The organism is Parafrankia irregularis (genome assembly GCF_001536285.1).
Lineage (GTDB): Bacteria > Actinomycetota > Actinomycetes > Frankiales > Frankiaceae > Parafrankia > Parafrankia irregularis.
The window spans coordinates 436,307-452,627 of the sequence record NZ_FAOZ01000004.1 but is presented as its reverse complement, the minus strand read 5'-3'; the positions used below and the strand labels follow the sequence as shown (position 1 = coordinate 452,627).

At 71.4% G+C, this 16,321-nt stretch carries 13 protein-coding genes; 6 read left to right on the top strand and 7 right to left on the bottom strand.

Going from position 1 to position 16,321, the window contains the following annotated elements; translation table 11 throughout:
- Positions 1 to 257: 257 nt before the first annotated feature.
- Together AWX74_RS08960 and AWX74_RS08955 are read left to right on the top strand one after the other, a co-directional pair.
- Positions 258 to 1,511, top strand: a complete 1,254-nt coding sequence (locus AWX74_RS08960; RefSeq protein WP_054571007.1) for a CoA transferase — start codon at positions 258 to 260, stop codon at positions 1,509 to 1,511.
- Positions 1,508 to 2,590, top strand: a complete 1,083-nt coding sequence (locus tag AWX74_RS08955) for a MaoC family dehydratase (RefSeq protein ID WP_091273570.1) — start codon at positions 1,508 to 1,510, stop codon at positions 2,588 to 2,590. The genes AWX74_RS08960 and AWX74_RS08955 overlap by 4 nt, the downstream gene beginning before the upstream one ends.
- Before the next feature lie 171 nt (positions 2,591 to 2,761).
- On the opposite strand, the gene AWX74_RS08950 is transcribed toward AWX74_RS08955, so the two are convergent.
- Positions 2,762 to 3,847: a hypothetical protein gene (locus AWX74_RS08950; RefSeq protein ID WP_091273568.1), complete on the bottom strand. Its 1,086-nt coding sequence runs from the start codon at positions 3,845 to 3,847 to the stop codon at positions 2,762 to 2,764.
- A complete protein-coding gene (locus AWX74_RS08945; protein WP_091273566.1) occupies positions 3,844 to 4,362 on the bottom strand; it encodes a SigE family RNA polymerase sigma factor in 519 nt (172 codons plus the stop codon). The genes AWX74_RS08950 and AWX74_RS08945 overlap by 4 nt, the downstream gene beginning before the upstream one ends.
- 640 nt (positions 4,363 to 5,002) lie before the next feature.
- Here AWX74_RS08945 and AWX74_RS08940 point away from each other — a divergent pair.
- Entirely contained in the window at positions 5,003 to 5,668 is a 666-nt protein-coding gene (locus tag AWX74_RS08940) for a cutinase family protein (RefSeq protein WP_091273565.1), read from the top strand.
- 151 nt (positions 5,669 to 5,819) lie between these two features.
- On the opposite strand, the gene AWX74_RS08935 is transcribed toward AWX74_RS08940, so the two are convergent.
- The 3 genes from AWX74_RS08935 to AWX74_RS08925 form a co-directional block, all read right to left on the bottom strand.
- A complete protein-coding gene (locus AWX74_RS08935) occupies positions 5,820 to 6,653 on the bottom strand; it encodes an SDR family NAD(P)-dependent oxidoreductase (RefSeq protein WP_091273563.1) in 834 nt (277 codons plus the stop codon).
- A gap of 138 nt (positions 6,654 to 6,791) precedes the next feature.
- Positions 6,792 to 7,979, bottom strand: a complete 1,188-nt coding sequence (locus AWX74_RS08930; RefSeq protein WP_091273561.1) for a thiolase family protein — start codon at positions 7,977 to 7,979, stop codon at positions 6,792 to 6,794.
- Positions 7,976 to 8,482 (bottom strand): Zn-ribbon domain-containing OB-fold protein, encoded by a 507-nt coding sequence (locus AWX74_RS08925; RefSeq protein ID WP_091273559.1) that lies wholly within the window; start codon positions 8,480 to 8,482, stop codon positions 7,976 to 7,978. Before AWX74_RS08925 ends, AWX74_RS08930 begins: the two co-directional genes overlap by 4 nt.
- Before the next feature lie 360 nt (positions 8,483 to 8,842).
- On the opposite strand from AWX74_RS08925, the gene AWX74_RS08920 reads away from it, so the two are divergent.
- Genes AWX74_RS08920 through AWX74_RS08910 form a run of 3 tightly spaced genes read left to right on the top strand, consistent with a single transcriptional unit; the run spans position 8,843 to position 13,581 of the window.
- Positions 8,843 to 9,898: an LLM class flavin-dependent oxidoreductase gene (locus tag AWX74_RS08920; protein WP_091273781.1), complete on the top strand. Its 1,056-nt coding sequence runs from the start codon at positions 8,843 to 8,845 to the stop codon at positions 9,896 to 9,898.
- Positions 9,895 to 12,324: a CoA transferase gene (locus tag AWX74_RS08915; protein WP_091273557.1), complete on the top strand. Its 2,430-nt coding sequence runs from the start codon at positions 9,895 to 9,897 to the stop codon at positions 12,322 to 12,324. Before AWX74_RS08920 ends, AWX74_RS08915 begins: the two co-directional genes overlap by 4 nt.
- A 36-nt stretch (positions 12,325 to 12,360) precedes the next feature.
- Entirely contained in the window at positions 12,361 to 13,581 is a 1,221-nt protein-coding gene (locus AWX74_RS08910) for an amidohydrolase family protein (protein ID WP_091273555.1), read from the top strand.
- Positions 13,582 to 13,805: 224 nt separating this feature from the next.
- Here AWX74_RS08910 and AWX74_RS08905 read toward each other — a convergent pair whose 3' ends face one another.
- Together AWX74_RS08905 and AWX74_RS08900 are read right to left on the bottom strand one after the other, a co-directional pair.
- Positions 13,806 to 14,498 carry a hypothetical protein gene (locus AWX74_RS08905; protein WP_207550283.1) on the bottom strand — a complete coding sequence of 231 codons (693 nt, stop codon included), beginning with the start codon at positions 14,496 to 14,498 and terminating at the stop codon, positions 13,806 to 13,808.
- Positions 14,499 to 14,867: 369 nt separating this feature from the next.
- Positions 14,868 to 15,878, bottom strand: a complete 1,011-nt coding sequence (locus tag AWX74_RS08900; protein ID WP_091273551.1) for a septum formation family protein — start codon at positions 15,876 to 15,878, stop codon at positions 14,868 to 14,870.
- Positions 15,879 to 16,321: the final 443 nt, after the last annotated feature.

Here is a 16,321-nt window from a genome sequence, read left to right as displayed (position 1 = left end):
GGACGATCCAGCCCACGCCAAAGGGATCACTCGAAAAGAATTATTCCGAGAGATGAATTCTGATACAAAGCTCCCGTGCTACAAAGCTGCCGCTCTGTCCCATCCGTCACCGCAGGCAACGTGCCTCGACCGGGCCGGGCCGGCAGTTCCCTCGAACAGGACGGCGGTGCCCGCATGCACGTGGAAGCCAGCCCAGGCACGACCCCGCTCGTGCCCGACAACTCGTGGACACACCTGGTGACCCGCGGGTGGTCCGCATGATCAGGCAGCCACTCGCCGGCCTGCGGGTCGTGGAATGCGCGAGCTTCGTAGCCGGGCCGACCGGCGGGATGACCCTGGCCCAGCTCGGCGCAGACGTGATCAGGATCGACCCGATCGGCGGCGGCAGCGACTTCCAGCGCTGGCCGGTGGCCCCGACCGGCGAGAGCTACTACTGGACGTCCCTCAACAAGGCCAAGCGCTCGGCTGCCATCAACCTGCGCGCTGCCGAGGGCAAGGAGCTGGTCACGGCGCTGATCACGGCGCCCGGGCCGGAGCAGGGCATCCTCGTCGACAACGTGGTCGGGCGCCGCTGGATGGCCAACGACGTCCTCGCCGCCCGCCGGGCGGACCTGATCCACGTTCGGGTCCAGGGCTACCCCGACGGCCGGCCGGCCGTCGACTACACCGTCAACGCCGAGGTCGGCCTGCCCGGCATCACCGGGCGGGAGGAGGGCGGCGCGCCGGTCAACCACGTGTTGCCCGCCTGGGACTACATCACCGGCCTGAGCGTGTCGACTGCCGTCCTCGCCGCGCTGCGCGACCGCGACCGCACCGGCGCCGGGGCGTTCATCGAGCTCGCGCTCTCCGACGTGGCGCTGGCGGGCGTCGCGAACATGGGCTGGCTGTCCGAGGCCGCCGCCCGCGGCGGGGAGCGGCCACGGCACGGCAACCACGTGTACGGCAGTTTCGGCGTCGACTTCACCTGCAGTGACGGCATCCGGGTGATGGTCGTCGCGCTCACCGAGGGCCAGTGGGCGGCGCTGTGCTCGGTCACCAAGACCGGCGAGGTGTTCGGCGCGCTGGAGACCGCGCTGGACGCCGACCTGAACTTCGAGGCCGACCGGTACCGCCTGCGCGAGACCATCGCCGCGGTGCTGCGCCCCTGGTTCGCCGCCCGTGAATACGCGCAGGTCGCAGGCGAGCTCGACGCCGCCCGCGTGCTGTGGAGCCGCTACCAGGGCATGTCCGACGTCGTCGCCGCGCACGCCGCGAACCCGCTCGCCGTGCTGGCGGACGTCGAGCTGCCCGCCAGTGATCCGTCCCGTGGGCCGGTCACGTCGATCACCGCGCGCTCGCCGATGCGGTGGGACGGCGAGTACGGTGCTCCCGGCGACGCGCCGCGGCTCGGCCAGCACACCGCGTCCGTGCTCAGTGACGTGCTCGGGCTCAGCGACGCGGAGATCGGCCGCCTCGTCGACAGCGGTGTGATCGCCGCCGGGGCAACAGGAACGTCAGGAGCGGCGGAATGACGATCGGCGCTGTCGGTGCGGGCGGTGCTGTCGGAACGATCGGGGAGGTCGCCGAGGGGCCGTACTTCGACGAGCTGACCGTCGGCCAGACGTTCCGCTCCGCGCCCGGGGTGACGCTCACGCCGGGCCTGGTCGACGTCCACCGCGCCATCGTCGGCGGCCGGCTCCCCCTCGCGCTCGACCACGCGCTCTACACCGAGGTGACCGGCGGCACCGCGCTCGCCCCGCCGAACGTCGTCTGGGACGTCGCCATCGGGCAGTCGACGGTCGTCACCCACCATGTGAAGGCCAACCTGTTCTACCGCGGGCTCGTCTTCCGCCGCACCCCCGAACTCGGTGACACTCTGCGGACGTCCACCGAGGTCGTCGCGCTGCGGCAGAACAGCGTGCGCCCGGGCCGGCGGCCCACCGGGCTCGCCGTCCTGCGGATCACCACCGTCGACCAGCACGGGCGCCCCGTCCTGGACTTCTGGCGGTGCGCGATGCTGCCGCTGCGTGATCCCGACCGGGCCACCGGGCATCGCGACGACGTCGACGCGGTCGGCACCCAGCCGGACCCGGCGGACCTCGCCGCCGTCGTCGACGGCTGGGACCTCACCCGCTTCGCCGCCGCGACCGAAGGCGTCCGCTTCACCGACCTCAAGGTCGGACAGAGCTGGCAGGTCGGCGGCGGCGACGTCGTGTCGAACGCCCCGGAGCTCGCCCGTCTCACCCTCAACATCGCGCAGGTCCACCACGACGCCGCGGCCGGCGGCGGACGTCGGCTGGTCTACGGCGGCCACACCATCGGCCTGGCGTTCGCGCAGGTCACCCGGGCGCTGCCGACGCTGGTCACGGTCGCCGGCTGGCACGGGTGCGATCATGTGGGCCCCGTCCACGAGGGCGACACGCTGCGCAGCGAGATCACGGTGGAGGACCTGACCCCGCTCGCCACCGGCGGCGGCCTGGTCAGCCTGCGCTCCCGGGTGCGCGCCGACACCACCCCCACCGGTGACGGTGGCGCTGCTGGCGGGGGCGGCGCTGCTGGCGGGGGCGGCCGGGACGTCCTCGACTGGCGGTTCGTGGCCGTCCTCCCCTGACACCTGGCCCGCGATCAGCCCTGGCCAGACGCCGGCGCCGCGGTGACGGCACCGCCAGCAACCGGCCCGGAGAGTGGAGGATTTCGGTCGTTCTCCCGACCAGAATCCTCCACTCTTGTCCGGTAGCAACGCCAGTCCCGGCGGCGGCCCGCAGCTGCCTGGATTTCCGGCTCAGCCGGCCGGGCACACCCCCCGGAGAAGCCCGCAGAAGCTGTCCCGGCTGACCTGCCAGCCTTTCCCGGTTCGGACCAGGGTGACCATGGCGTCGCGGGTCGTCGGCCCCTCAGGACCCCCGAGGGTGTCTGGCATCTGCACAGTCGGGTCGGTGAAGGTGAGTTTGATCGACGCCAGGCCGCGGCTGTCCCCGGTGATCACCGCGTCCACCCCGACCACCTCCACCCGCAGCGTGCGGGCCAGCCCGGGATGCTGCGACCGGTACAGCGCCAGGCCCGATGCGAGATCCGCGCCGTTCTCGACCGCCGCGAGCATCCGGTCCGGCGGAGTCGTCGCACTGAACGCCTGGGTGACGACCGCGCGGACGGCCCGGTCGTCAGCCGGATCGGTCCGCGGCGGAGACCCGACCACGAGCCCGTCCGCGACCCGACGTATGTCGTTCTCGGTGGCCGGGGCACTCGCAGTGACCTCGAGGAAAAGCCCGTCCTGTTCGATCCAGACGAGGCTGAAAATCTCCGCGGCATCCGTGTAGGTAAACAGCGCGGGCCGGCCCCTGACGGTCGCCGGTTCGAACCTGCGCTGCTCGGTACGAGCCCGGGCCGCGGCCTCGTCAAGGGTTAGTTCCGCGTTCCATTCCGTGGTGACGGAGATGAAGCCTCGGTGCCCGTCGACAGCGCTGGAGAACTCGAAACGGGACATTCTCGCCTGCACTTCACCGAACCCCCACCTCGCCCCGCGGCCGGGGATCATTCCGGCGGGCAGCCAGGTGATGTCGACACCACCGACGTCACGGCTGGAGAGCAACCCGAGGGGGTCCGCCGTCGTTACAGGGGACGGGCTGGCGGCAGGTGACGGCCCGGCCGGTCTTATCTCGATGGTGTCAGAACCTGACCGGGCCAGGGTGATGCCGGTTGAGAACACCGTCACCAACACTGCCATCGCCGCACCGAAGATGGCACGCCGGTTGCGGCGGCGTCGGCGGAACCGTTCACGGGCGGCCTGGGCCAGGTCGGGCCCGGCGGTGAGCGGCTCGGTCGCGCCCCGCATGGCCTCGCGTAGTCCCGTTTCGAGGTCGATGCTCACGAATTCCTCCCCGTCATCGGTAGCGAGCGGTCGGCGAGTTCGGTGCTGGCCCGCAGCCGGGCGAGCCCGCGCGAGGCATGGGTCTTGACCGAGCCGATGCTGCATCCCAGAGCAGCCGCGACCTCCGCCTCCGGCAGATCATCGAAATACCGCAGGACGAGCACCGTCCGCTGCCGGGCCGGCAGGGTCATGAGCGCGCGGATCAGTTCGTCGCGGGCCAGGAGATGATCCGCGTGGTCCGGCGGGCCGACCACGTCATGTGGTCCCAGTGGGACCTCTCTGATCCGGTTTCTTCGCCATCGGCTCGCGGCGGCGTTGACCAGCGCCTTACGCACATAGGCCTCCGGCTGGCCGGCCGAAACCCGCGGCCAGTGCCGATAGGTGCGCTCCAACGCCCCCTGGACGAGGTCCTCCGCCGCGGCGCGCTCCCCGACCAGCAGGAAGGCGCAGCGCAGCAGCCGGTCACCCGTACGCGCGACGAACTCCTCGAACGCACGTTCATCCCGTGCCTGCACCCGATATGTCCTCTCCGTGTCCCTGCCCCTTCTGAACACCACAGCGAGGGCACAGGTTGACAGGCACGGCCAGGTTTCCGGTTCCGGTGCAGCGTCCGAACGGATCTTCGCCACCCAGCACCTCGCGCCGGCGACCGCCAGACCGTCGGACCTCCGCGAGCCCGCCAGGCCGGTTTGGCGAGCCGCAAGAACGAACGATTTCGGTCGCTCCAACGACCGAAATCCTCACTTCTTGCGGATCGCCAAGTGAAACTTGGTCCTTTTCGCCCCTCTTGAGGCGAATTTCCGGTGCCGCGCGGCGGCACGGCCGTCCCCGATGGGTGGCCGCGCGGGTCGGGTTCGCTTTCCATCAGCACTGCTCCGCCTACGGCGTCGTCCAACGAGCAAATGGTGATCAACCACTTACCGAAGGAGATCACGCGCGGGCGCGCGGCGGGTGATGGCGGGGTCGGGTAACCGGCGCGGGCACCCGACGAACCCGCTCGGTGATGTCGCTGGCACCTAAGGGTGAACCCCTACGGGGGTGGCTTGATCCACCACCGGGCGAAAGCTAGTTTCGGGAGCGCAAGCCAATTTGTCGTGGGGGCACGACTGGGAATCTCCGGCAGAAGGTCGATGGATTCCCGAGGAAAGAGATGCCATGCAGCTCTCGCGTTCCCGGAAAAAGCGGACCCTGGCGCTGGCCGTGGCCGCGTTCGCGGCCTCGCTGGGCGTCGGAATCGCCGCGGAACCCGCAGGCGCGGCGACCTGTTCCGACGTCGACATCGTCTTCGCCCGCGGCAGCGGCGAGTTGGCCGGCCTGGGGATTACGGGCACCCCGTTCGTCAACTCCCTGAAGACGAACCTGGCCGGCAAGTCGGTCAGCTCCTACGCGGTCAACTACGCCGCCGACCTCGCCCAGACCTCCGCCGGCCCCGGCGCCACCGACATGACCCGCCACGTGAAGTCGGTGGCCGCGTCCTGCCCGAACACGAAGTTCGTGCTCGGCGGGTACTCGCAGGGTGCGAGCGTCACCGACATCTCGATCGGCATCCCGACCCTGCTCGGCTCCGGCGAGACCATCCCGACGAACCTCGCGCCGCGGGTCGCCGCGGTGGTCGTGTTCGGCAACCCGCTGGCGCTGTACGGCCAGCACATTCCGACGGCCAGCGCGCTCTACGGCTCGAAGGCCAAGGAATACTGCAACCTCGGTGACCCGGTCTGCGCGGCCGGGGTGAACACGCTGGCGCATCTCACCTACGGGTATGACGGCAGCACCACCAGCGGTGCCGCGTTCGCCGCGGCCAAGGTCCGCGCACTGGGCTGACCGCCGAGGCTGAGCAAGTGGTGAATGCCGGGGCCGAGCCCAGGCCGGTCCGACGCCAGACCGGGCTTGGAAGCCACCGGCCCCGACATTCACGAAAAACAAACTCCGCACTCGCACTGCGCGGTGTTGCGGTGTTGCGGTGTTGCGGTCTTTATTCCTGCACGCCGCGCAGGTGCGGGGCCATCATCAGCGGGGTGACGCTGAGAACACCGGAATCCACCGGCAGCGTCACCCCGGTCACCCAGCGCGCCTCGTCGGAGGCGAGGTAGCCGACCGCCCAGCCGACGTCCCAGCCGGTGCCGGGCGTGCCCAGCAGGCCCGCCTCGTTGCGCAGCCGGGTGCGGAAGTCGGCGGCCGCGTCCTGGCCCGACACCGAGTTGACCATCGGAGTGGTGATGTGACCGGGCGCGATCGCGTTCACCCGGATTCCGTCCCGGCCGTGGGAGTAGGCCATGTCGACCGTCATCGCGAGGATCGCGCCCTTGGCGGCGGAGTAGGCGATGGTGCCGTCGCCGCGCAGCGCGGAGATCGACGAGATGTTGACGATCGAACCGGCGCCTTTCGCGGCCATCACCGGCACCGCGTACTTCGACGCGAGGAAGACCGTGCGCAGGTTCAGGTTGAGGCTGCGGTCCCACGCCTGTTCGGTGGTGTCGACGACGGTCCCGACCGAGGCCAGGCCGATGTTGTTGACGAGGATGTCCACCGTGCCGAACGTGTCGACGGCGGCGTCGACCATCGCCTCGCAGTCGGCCGCGCTGGTCACGTCGGCGCCGAAGACCTTGGCCTTGCCGCCCTCGTCCTCGATCATCTGTAACGTCTCCTCGGCCCGCTCGGGGTGCAGGTCGACGAGCAGGACACTCGCGCCTTCCCGCGCGAGCACCACCGCGCTGGCCTTGCCGGTCCCCATCCCGGGACCCGGCGTGGAGCCGGCGCCCGTGACGATGGCGACCTTTCCCTCGACCCGTCCAGTTCCACGTGGCATCGCCGTCTCCTTGCTCTCGCCCGGCCTCTTACCCGGTCTGTGTCGGTACAGCTCGTTCGCCAACCGCCTGTTCGCCGGCTACCTGCCCGCCGGTTGTCCCCTCGTCAGCTGCCTCTTCGTCGGCAACCTGCTCGTCGGCTAGCGCCAGCGGGTCAGCAGGGCAGCGCCTGCCTCGAAACCGCCCACGTTGGTCACCGCCGCCACCTCGGCGCCGGCGACCTGCCGGGCTCCGGCCTCACCCCGCAGCTGGCGGACGGCCTCCGCGGTGTGCCCGAAGGACGCGTGCAGCCGACCGCCGGAAAGCTGCCCGCCCCAGGTGTTGAGCGGCAGCTCACCGCCGAGCCCGATCCGCTTCCCGCCCTCGACGAAGTCGCCGGCCTCGCCGGTGCCGCAGAACCCCATGGCCTCCAGCCACCACACCGCCTCGATCATGAAGCCGTCGTAGAGCTGGGCGACGTCGACGTCGGCCGGGCGCAGGCTCGTCCGGTTCCACATCGCCGCCGCGGTGGCGTAGCCGACCCGGCTCATGTCCTCCCACTGCTCCCAGGACGGACGTCCGTCCACCACCCCGGCCATCGCCTCGATGGCGACGGGTGCCCGCAGGTCCGCGGCGGCGTCCGCGGTGGAGATGACGATCGCGGTCGCGCCGTCGACGGGCACGTCGCAGTCGTACAGGCAGATCGGCGTGGAGATCATGCGGGAGGCCAGGTAGTCGTCCACGGTGAGCGGGTCGCGGTAGACGGCGTCCGGGTTGAGGGCCGCGTGCGCCCGCTGGGTCACCGGGATCCAGGCGAGCTGCTCGCGGGTCACTCCGTAGTCGTGCATGTAGCGGGTGGCGTACGGGGCGACCTGGCACACCGGGGAGAGCGCGCCGATCGGCAGCAGCCAGGCGAGCGGGCCCTCGGCCGCCGGATGGATCGAGCCGTAGGCGGGCCGGCCGCCGGCGTTGCGCGCCGCGCTGCCCTCCTTCACCGTCCGCCAGATGACGACATGCCTGGCCTGCCCGGTGGCGACGGCCTGCGCGGGGCCGTAGAACGGCAGACTCATGCCCTCGACCTGGCCCTGCCGCCAGGATGTCGTGATGCGCAGCGCGTCCTGGATCTCGTACAGGTTGCCGTTCGCGTAGCCGGGCAGGTTGGCCTTGCCGCCGCCGGGGAACATGGCGAGCCCGTCGATGTCGTCGACGGTCAGGCCGGCGTCGGCGATCGCGGCGAGCACCGCGTCAAGGGTGAGCTGGAAGCCGGACCGGTCGATGCGCCGCCCGACGGCGGACTGCCCGATCCCGGAGATGACCGCCCGCCGCTCGATGTGGTCGGCGCCGGTCATGACCCCGCACCGCCCGCCGCGCCGGAGAGGTCCGCGTCGCCGGGGGCGTCCGTGTCACCAGGGGCGTCGGTGTCACCAGGGGCTTTCACGGTCTCGGAGACGGCGACGAAGCTCGGGACGGCGTAGCCGCCCGGGCCCGGTTCGAAGCCGACCTCGACCTCGGCGCCGATGGCCACCTCCTCGGGGGCGCAGCCGCGCAGCCGGCCGGCGACCCGCACTCCCGGATGGCCCGGGAAGTCGACGAGGACGATCGCGTAGGGCACCTCCAGGCCGGGCAGCCAGCGCTGGTGGTTCACGGTGAAGCTGTAGACGCGGCCCCGCTCGGTGATCTCCACGAACTCGACCGGCCGGTGGCGGCAGGCCCGGCAGATCCCGTAGGGCGGGAACGACTCGGCGCCGCAGGCGCCGCAGTGCTCGACGAGGAGGCGGCCCTGCGCGGCGGCGGTCCAGAACGGTTCGGTCTCCTCCGTCACCGCCGGCGGGATGCCGACCGGCGCCGTCACGCGGCACGCCCCGCTCTGGCCGGCTCCGAACCGGGTGCCAGACCGGGGGCTGGCGCGGGCGCCAGAACCGTCGACGGGTCCGGTTGAGCTTCCCCTCGAACCACTAAAAAGTGTACGCTCACTCCGCTATTCTGCCACGCAAGCTCGGCCGTGCGTGCCGACATTCCGCGACTGACGCTGGCAAGAGCCGAGGTCACGGCCCGCACCGGTCCGAACGCGGGGCGCCGGCAGCCTGCGGCCCGCGGCCTCGGGCGGGGCCGGTGCTCTCGGCCGGGTCCGGACCCGGCCGACCGGCCAGCCGGCCAACCGGCCGGCCGGCCAGTGCACGCGCTCGACTGGTCGTCCGCGAAGGAGCCCTTGTTGCCAGACAACCACATCGTCTTCGGAGCAGCGGCAATCCCCGAGCCGGACCGGGCGTGGCTCGCCGCCGCCGAGCGCCTCCCGATCGAGTCCGTCTGGCATGGCGGGCACGTCCTGCCGCGGACGGGCACCGGTGAGGTGCTCACCCGGCTCGCGCTGATGACAGCCTGGACCGAGCGGGTCCGCGTCGGCACCGCCGTCCTGCTGGCCCCGCTCTACCAGCCGGTCGTGCTCGCCAAGCAGATCGCCGACCTCGACGTGCACAGCGGCGGGCGGCTCTCGATCGGGGTCGGGGTCGGCGGCGAGTTCCCGCACGAGTTCGACGCCGTCGGCGTGCCGGTCGCCGAGCGCGGGCCGCGCACCGACGAGACCCTGGAGATCCTGCGCGCGCTGTGGAGCGGGGGCCCGGTCAGCCATCACGGCAAGTTCTTCCATTTCGACGATGTCGAGCTGCACCCGGTGGCGTTACGGGACGCTTCCGGTGCCGCGCCCCGGTCGGCCCGGCCCGGTGGGCCACCGCTGCTGGTGTCCGGCCGCAAGGGCGCCGCGATGCGCCGTGCGGCCCGCCTCGGCAACGGCTGGATGCCCTACCTCGTCTCCCCGGACGCCTACGCCCGGACCGTCACCACCGTCCGCGAGCACGCCGAATCCGCTGGTCGTGACCTCGACGCGAGCGGCTTCGAGTGGATGATCTTCCTGTACTGCTCGATCCGCCGGGATCGCGACCGGGCCCGGGACGACGTCGCGAAGTTCCTCGGCAAGGCCTACGGGGACAAGCCGGGCGGCATGCTGGACCGCATCGCCCCCGCGGGCACGCCCGAGGACGTCGCCGCCCGCCTCCAGGAGTACGTCAACGCCGGTGTGCGCCACTTTGTGATCTCACCCGCCGCGCACGAGGACACCCTGGACGTGATCACCCTCGCGGCCGAGGAGGTGCTGCCGAGACTGGTCGCCCCACCGGCACCCGAAGCCGGGGCCGAACCCGGCGGGGCCGCCGGTGAACCGTCCGCCGCCGCGAGCGCGCTGTCCGCGCCGACCGCCGGGAGCGCCTCATGAGCGCGGCCGCCGCCCTCGGGGCGCGGCGCCCTTGCGCGGGGCTGACAGTCGTCGAGGTCGCCGTCGGCACCAGCGACCTCGGGCTGGGGCTCGCCGGCGGCGTACCCGGCATGATCTTCGCCGACCTCGGCGCTCGGGTCGTGCGCGTGGTGGGCACGGCGACACCCGAGCTCGACGAGGAGGTCGCCTGGGGCCAGGTCTGGCACCGCGACAAGCACCTGGTCGTCACCGACGACCCGGCGCACATCCGTGACCTGCTGCTCGGCGCGGACGTGGCCATCGTCTACGGCCCCGAGCAGCTCGTCGAGGAGCGCGGGCTGGGCTGCCTCGAGCTCACCACCGCCCACCCGGACCTGGTCTACCTGCGCTGCCGGCCCAGCCGGACGTCCAAGGGCACCTCGGCGGACTTCGGGCTGCTTGTGGAGGCACGCGCCGGCTTCTGCACCCAGCTGGCCGGGCACCGCCCGGGCCCGATCTTCGTCGACGCGCAGGCGTCCGGCAGCGGCACGGCGTTCCTGCTCACGACCTCGGCGCTCGCGCTGCTGCGCCGCCGGGCCGCGACGGGCCACGGCGGATGGGCCGAGACGTCCCTCTACGACGGTCTGCTGGCCACCCTCGGCTGCATGATCGGGCGCTCCGAGCGGGCCGCCACGGAGATCGAGTCGTACTGGGAGAAGGGCTCGACCTTCCCCAACTTCCTCTACCGCTGCGCGGACGGCGAGCTGCTCCAGGTCTGGTTCGGCGGCAAGGGCATGTACGCGCGCCTCATCGAGGTGCTCGGCGACACCCCCAGCGCGGAGGGCTACTACGCCGACCAGATGACCGGGGCACTGAACGAGCGCGCCCGGCGCTGGCGCTCCCCGTTCGCGCTGCGGCCGCGGGCGGACTGGCTGACCCGGCTGCGGGCCGCCGGGATCGCCTGTGAGCCGGTGCTGCGCCCCGGTGAGGCGCTCGCCGACCCACACCTGGCCGAGATCGGCCTCGCCGTGACCCGCTCCGAGGCCGGCCACGAGGACGTCGTCGTCGGCTCGCCGATCTCCGTCCAGTCAGCGGAGCCGGCCACCGGCTCCGACACCGACACCGGCGCCGGCGCCGGCGCCGCAGTGAGCAGGCGTGGCCCGCAGGCGGGAGGGGCGCCGGGGCTCGCGCTGCACGGCGTGCGGGTCCTGGACTTCTCGGCCTTCGTGGCCGGCCCGCTCGCCGCCCAGGTGCTGGCCGACCTGGGCGCGGACGTCATCAAGGTCGAGCCGCCGGGCGGTGAGGCGATGCGGGCCGCGGCCTACGCGGTCGCCGCCTGCCAGCGCGGCAAGCGCAGCCTCGCCATGGACCTGGGCGCCGCCGAGACCAGGCCGGTCGTCGAGCGGCTGATCCGCTGGGCCGACGTCGTCCTGCACAACTTCCGCGTCGGCGTGGCCGAGCGGCTGCGCATCGACGCCGACACCGTCGCCGCGCTCAACCCGAGCGCCGTCTACTGCCACGCCAGTGCCTTCGGGCCCTCCGGGCTGCGGGCGAAGCACCCTGGCAACGACGCGCTGATGCAGGCGCTGACCGGGCTGGAGCAGGCCGTCGGCGGCGCCGGGAACGACCCGGTGGCCCCGACCTGGATCCCGCTGGACATGACGGGCGGCTGGGTCGCCGCGGCCGGGATCCTCGCCGGGCTGTACGCGCGGGAGGCCACCGGGCGCGGGCAGCGGGTGGATACCAGCCTGCTCGGCGCCGGGATGCTCCTGCAGAGCGGCGTGTTCTTCCGGGACGGCGAACCCGTGGCCACCCCCACCCTGGACGCCGCCCAGACGGGCTACGGCCCGGGCTACCGCATCTACCCGGCCCGGGACGGCCGCTGGTTCGCGCTCGTCGTGCCGGACCGGGACTCCTGGCAGCGCCTGCGCACCCTGCCACCGCCCGCCGGCGTGGGCGTCAGCGACGGCACCGCCACCAGCACCGACTCCAACACCGGCACCGGCACCGGCACGCCGGTAACCGGCGGTGAATCCCTGCCCGAGGGGTACGTCCCGCTGCGCGGCGGCCCGCAGGATGCACTCGCCCGCCAGGCGGAGGCCACGCTGGAGGCCACGTTCGCGACCGCGAGCGCGGCCGAGTGGGTGGCGCACCTGCGTGCGCACGGCCTGTCGGCCGAGCTGGTCGACGAGCCCGACCGGGACGGGTTCCGCCGCGCGGTGCTGGACGATCCGGTGAACCGCCAGCTCGGGCGGGTCGCGTCCTACGACGTGGCGGACTGGGGCTGGTTCGAGCAGATCGGGCCGCTGCTGCGCTACGGCCCACGCACTCCGCAGGCCCCCCGGCCGATGCTCCCCGGTATCGGCGAGCACAGCACGGACATCCTGACCGGGCTCGGCTTCTCCGCGGAGGAGATCAACAGCCTGTTGGCCGGCAAGAGCATCCACCAGGCAGGCCACGCTCTATAATGAGCGGGTGTTCACTATCTTTGTGGAGGTGGATCGGTGGACTACGAGCTGATCGATGCCGACGGCCACTACTACGAGCCGGATGACTGCTTCTCCCGACACATCGAGTCCCGTTGGAAGAACGAGACCGTGCGGGTCGAACGCGGCACGGACGGTCTCGGCCGGGTCTTCATCGGCGACCGCCGCACCTTCATGAGCGTCATGCCCGGTGACTACGCCTCCGCACCCGGAGCGCTGCAGGGGCTGTTCGTCGGTGAGGTCGCCGACGGCTTCACCCACCGGGAGGTCCTCAACGCCAAGGACCACCCCGCTTTCATCGAGCGGCCCGCCCGGCTGCGCCTGATGGACAACCAGGGCGTCGAGGCGAGCATCATGCTGCCGACGCTCGGCGTGGCCGTCGAGCAGGACATGGTGGATGACATCGAGCTCACCTACGCAAGCCTGCGGGCGTTCAACCGCTGGCTGGAGGAGGACTGGGGCTACGCGGCGGAGAACCGGATCTTCGCCGTGCCGATGCTCTCCCTGCTCGACCTCGACCACTGCCTGGTCGAGCTACGCCGGGTGCTCGACGCCGGAGCCCGCCTGGTGCACCTGCGCCCTGGCCCGGTCGGGGGGCGCTCCCCCGCCGACCCGGTGTTCGACCCGTTCTGGGCGACGGTCGCCGAGGCCGGTGTCGGGGTCGTCTTCCACGTCTCCAACAGCGGCTACAACCTGGCCTACGGAAGCCTGTGGTCGGAGGACGCGGGCAACCCGTCCCACCGCCAGTCGCCGCTGCAGTGGGCGCTGTGCAACACCGAGCGGCCGATCGTCGACACCCTGACCGCCCTGACCCTGCACAATCTCTTCGGCCGCCACCCCGGCGTGAAGATCGTCTCGATCGAGAACGGCAGCAACTGGGTCCGGCACCTGCTCAAGACCGTCGACAAGGCCGCGGCCCTGGGCCGGCGCGGCCCGATGATCGGCGGCCCGCTCAGCGCCCGCCCGAGCGAGATGCTCACCGAGCACCTGTGGGTCTGCCCGTTCCCGGAGGACGACGTCCACGACCTGATCGACATCCTCGGCCCGGACCAGGTCCTCTTCGGCTCGGACTACCCGCACCCCGAAGGCCTGCGCCAGCCGGTCGACTACGTGGAGCGCCTGGACACCTGCGAGCCGGCGGTGGCCCGCAAGATCCTGCGCGGCAACACCGCGGAGCTGCTGCGCATCCCCGACACCGGCTCGGACCGGCCCCGCCAGGCGCAGACCGCACAGGCCTGAGCGCACCGCCGCCAGCCGGCTGCCACCGCGGTCACCATTTACCACAAAGCAAGAAGTGAGGATATTGGCTGTTCGAACAACCAATATCCTCACTTCTTGTCGATCGCCAGGCGACCCTGCGCCTCGTTTGCCGCTATTGGGGCGAATTTCTGGGTGTGCGGCGACGCGGATCCCCAGTAAGACGCCGCGCCGCGGGTGGGCACGGACCACCAGACCAGCGGACGTCAGTCGGGATAGACCGGAAGGCCGTCGCAGTGCCAGCCGGCGTGCTCTTCCCCTGAATGGTCCCCCGCGTTGTAGGCCACGTTCCGGCTGGACAGCTCACGCCAGCCGGAATCCGTCCATCCGTACAGCGTGTTGATTTCGTTGTAGGCCTCGGGGCGGGCCGGATCGTCATTTCGCTCCGAAGCACTCGCCAACAGCGTCACGGTCTCGCCCTGCTTTCCGCAGGCGTAGCCGATCCAGCCGCTGTTGGCGCTGTCGACCGGCCACCCGCTCTCCGGCTCCGGCCGTTCGCCCGGCGGATCGGACCGCACGAGTTGGCCGTTTCGGTAGGTCAGCACGGTGAACCACGTGGTATGCGCTCCCCGGTCGGTCAGCAGCACGATCTCCGCACCTGGCACGCCGTCCACCTGCGCGGTTCCGTACCAGGGCTCGTCCGGGCCGATGGCGGGCCCGTCGAACCGGAACTCGGCGACCGAGCCCCCGGCCGGTGCGACACGCAGCAGCCAGCGCTGCGGGGCGGCCCGGACCAGCGCGATGCCGTCGGCGGTCCCGTCCGCGTCGAGGTCGGCCGCACCGACACGGGTGCAGGCGGAAACGCCGTCACACACGTTCCCAGCAGGCTGGGCTGCGCCCTGGCCACCACCGCCGTTCGCGTCGCCGTCGCAGGCGGCAGCCGAGACCGACAGAATCACCAGCATCATCATGATTCGACCGGGAAGAAACAACCAGGAAGGCAGGAAGCGGCTTTTTCGCATGGCCCTGGAGAACCCCTCGAAAATCGGATTTATGCGACCTCGACCAGCATTTCCGTCAGGACGCTACCCTACGAGGTCAGGACGGGTCGGCCCCGGCGACAAATCCGCGCCCTGAAATTGCTGTCGGTGGCGCGACACGCCGGGCCAGAGCGACAGCGGCGCTCCGAAAAGGGGACATCGGCTGTCTTTTGAACGACAGGAAAAGAACCCTCGGGCATGCTTCCACGGCTGGCCCGGTGTTTCCGTGGGGCGGTTCCGCGGAACCGCCCCACGGAAACACCGGCTCGCCCAGGCGATCCGTTCGGGTCAGGCGGCCGGCACGGGCAGGGCCGCGTGGACCGGCACCGGTGCCCCGGTCTCGTCGACGAAGCCGACGTAGCATCTCGCCCGGCGGGTGCCCGCGCGCCAGCTCTCCGGTTCGATGGTGTTCCACCGCGGCGCCAGCAACGCGGACTCGAAGCGGTCCGTCCGCAGGTAGGGCGCGGCGAGATCGGCGCACCGCGAGCCCACCTGCTCGTCGAGCCAGCTGTCGGACGGCACGCCGCCTCCCGGCGGCGCCCCCGGTACCGCGACGGCACCGATGAGCTGCAGACTGTGGGGGGAGGCGCAGGACGTCTCGATCACGGTGTCCGCGCCCTCGCTGAAGCAGGTTCCGACAGCGGGCACCCAGGCCTGGTCAGCGCCACGGACGGCGCCCTCGAACGGCACGAGGCGCGCCGAGGGATCCGCCTCGGACCCGCCCGCCATGATCCCGCAGGTAACCGACCGGTCGCCCCGCTCCCATCCCAGCGGATGCGGATAAACCATGCCGGCGCCGAAGCGCCCGTGCGGGTCGAGGGGATACCCGAGATATTCGTCGATCATCTGCGAGCAGTACCGGGTGGTGATATCGGACCACTCCTCGGGCCTGGGATAGAAAGCCGAGCTCGAATACTCCTTGCCGAGATCCGTGTCGTCGACCGCCTCGAAAAGGTGGCGATCCCCGCAGGGGACGTCCTTCACATTCGACGTGCTGACTTCCTGCTGCCAGGTGTAGCAGTGCCCGGTCGCATAGATGTACTGCTCGAGCTCGACGGGCCGGTCCGCGCCGGCGGTGGTGGGCGACGACGACGGACGCGGCGTCCCGCCCGCCGCCGCGTCGATCTCCGTCACGGCAGCGGAATCATCCTGAGCGGAGTCGTCGGAGCGAACCTCCGCCAGCGCGTAGACGGCCGCGCCGACGACCGCGCCGGCGAGCACGACGTTGATCGCGACGGTCACCGCGTGGCCACGCCAGCCCCGTCGCCACCTGTTGACACGTTCTCGGTTGTCGGGCACGACAGGTTGACTCCCTGGGCACGAGGATCAGTGGGCGCCGCGAAGGTTCGAGTCGCCGACCCGGGTCCTGGTGAATCGGCCGGGTCTCGCCTCGCCCCTGCCACCGACGGCCCCCACCATCGGCAGCGCAGCAGGCCATCCTAGGACAAGCTACAAAAATGCTCGCAGCTAGCCGCAGCCGAGCTGATGGCCCCCGAGCCCACACCAGGGCCCGTCCGCACCCGCACCCGCACCCGCACCGCGAAATGTAACCGCGCCTGGTTACATTTCGCGCGCCACCTGCGTCCCAGGTGATGCCAGATGCTGCAGCAGACTTCAGTCGCCTCAGCCGAGGTCTCGGGGTGTCAAATGTAACCCGCACGCCAAATGTAACCGCGCCGTGGTTACATTTGGCGTGCCACGCGATGTGAGCCAGCTGATCGATCTCCTCGCCGCTCGGGTGG

Excerpts from the sequence above, each read along its gene's own strand:
- AWX74_RS08960 (WP_054571007.1), top strand. The coding sequence starts at position 258 with ATGATCAGGCAGCCACTCGCCGGCCTGCGGGTCGTGGAATGCGCGAGC.
- AWX74_RS08955 (WP_091273570.1), top strand. The coding sequence starts at position 1,508 with ATGACGATCGGCGCTGTCGGTGCGGGCGGTGCTGTCGGAACGATCGGG.
- AWX74_RS08940 (WP_091273565.1), top strand. The coding sequence starts at position 5,003 with ATGCAGCTCTCGCGTTCCCGGAAAAAGCGGACCCTGGCGCTGGCCGTG.
- AWX74_RS08935 (WP_091273563.1), bottom strand. The coding sequence starts at position 6,653 with ATGCCACGTGGAACTGGACGGGTCGAGGGAAAGGTCGCCATCGTCACG.
- AWX74_RS08930 (WP_091273561.1), bottom strand. The coding sequence starts at position 7,979 with ATGACCGGCGCCGACCACATCGAGCGGCGGGCGGTCATCTCCGGGATC.
- AWX74_RS08915 (WP_091273557.1), top strand. The coding sequence starts at position 9,895 with ATGAGCGCGGCCGCCGCCCTCGGGGCGCGGCGCCCTTGCGCGGGGCTG.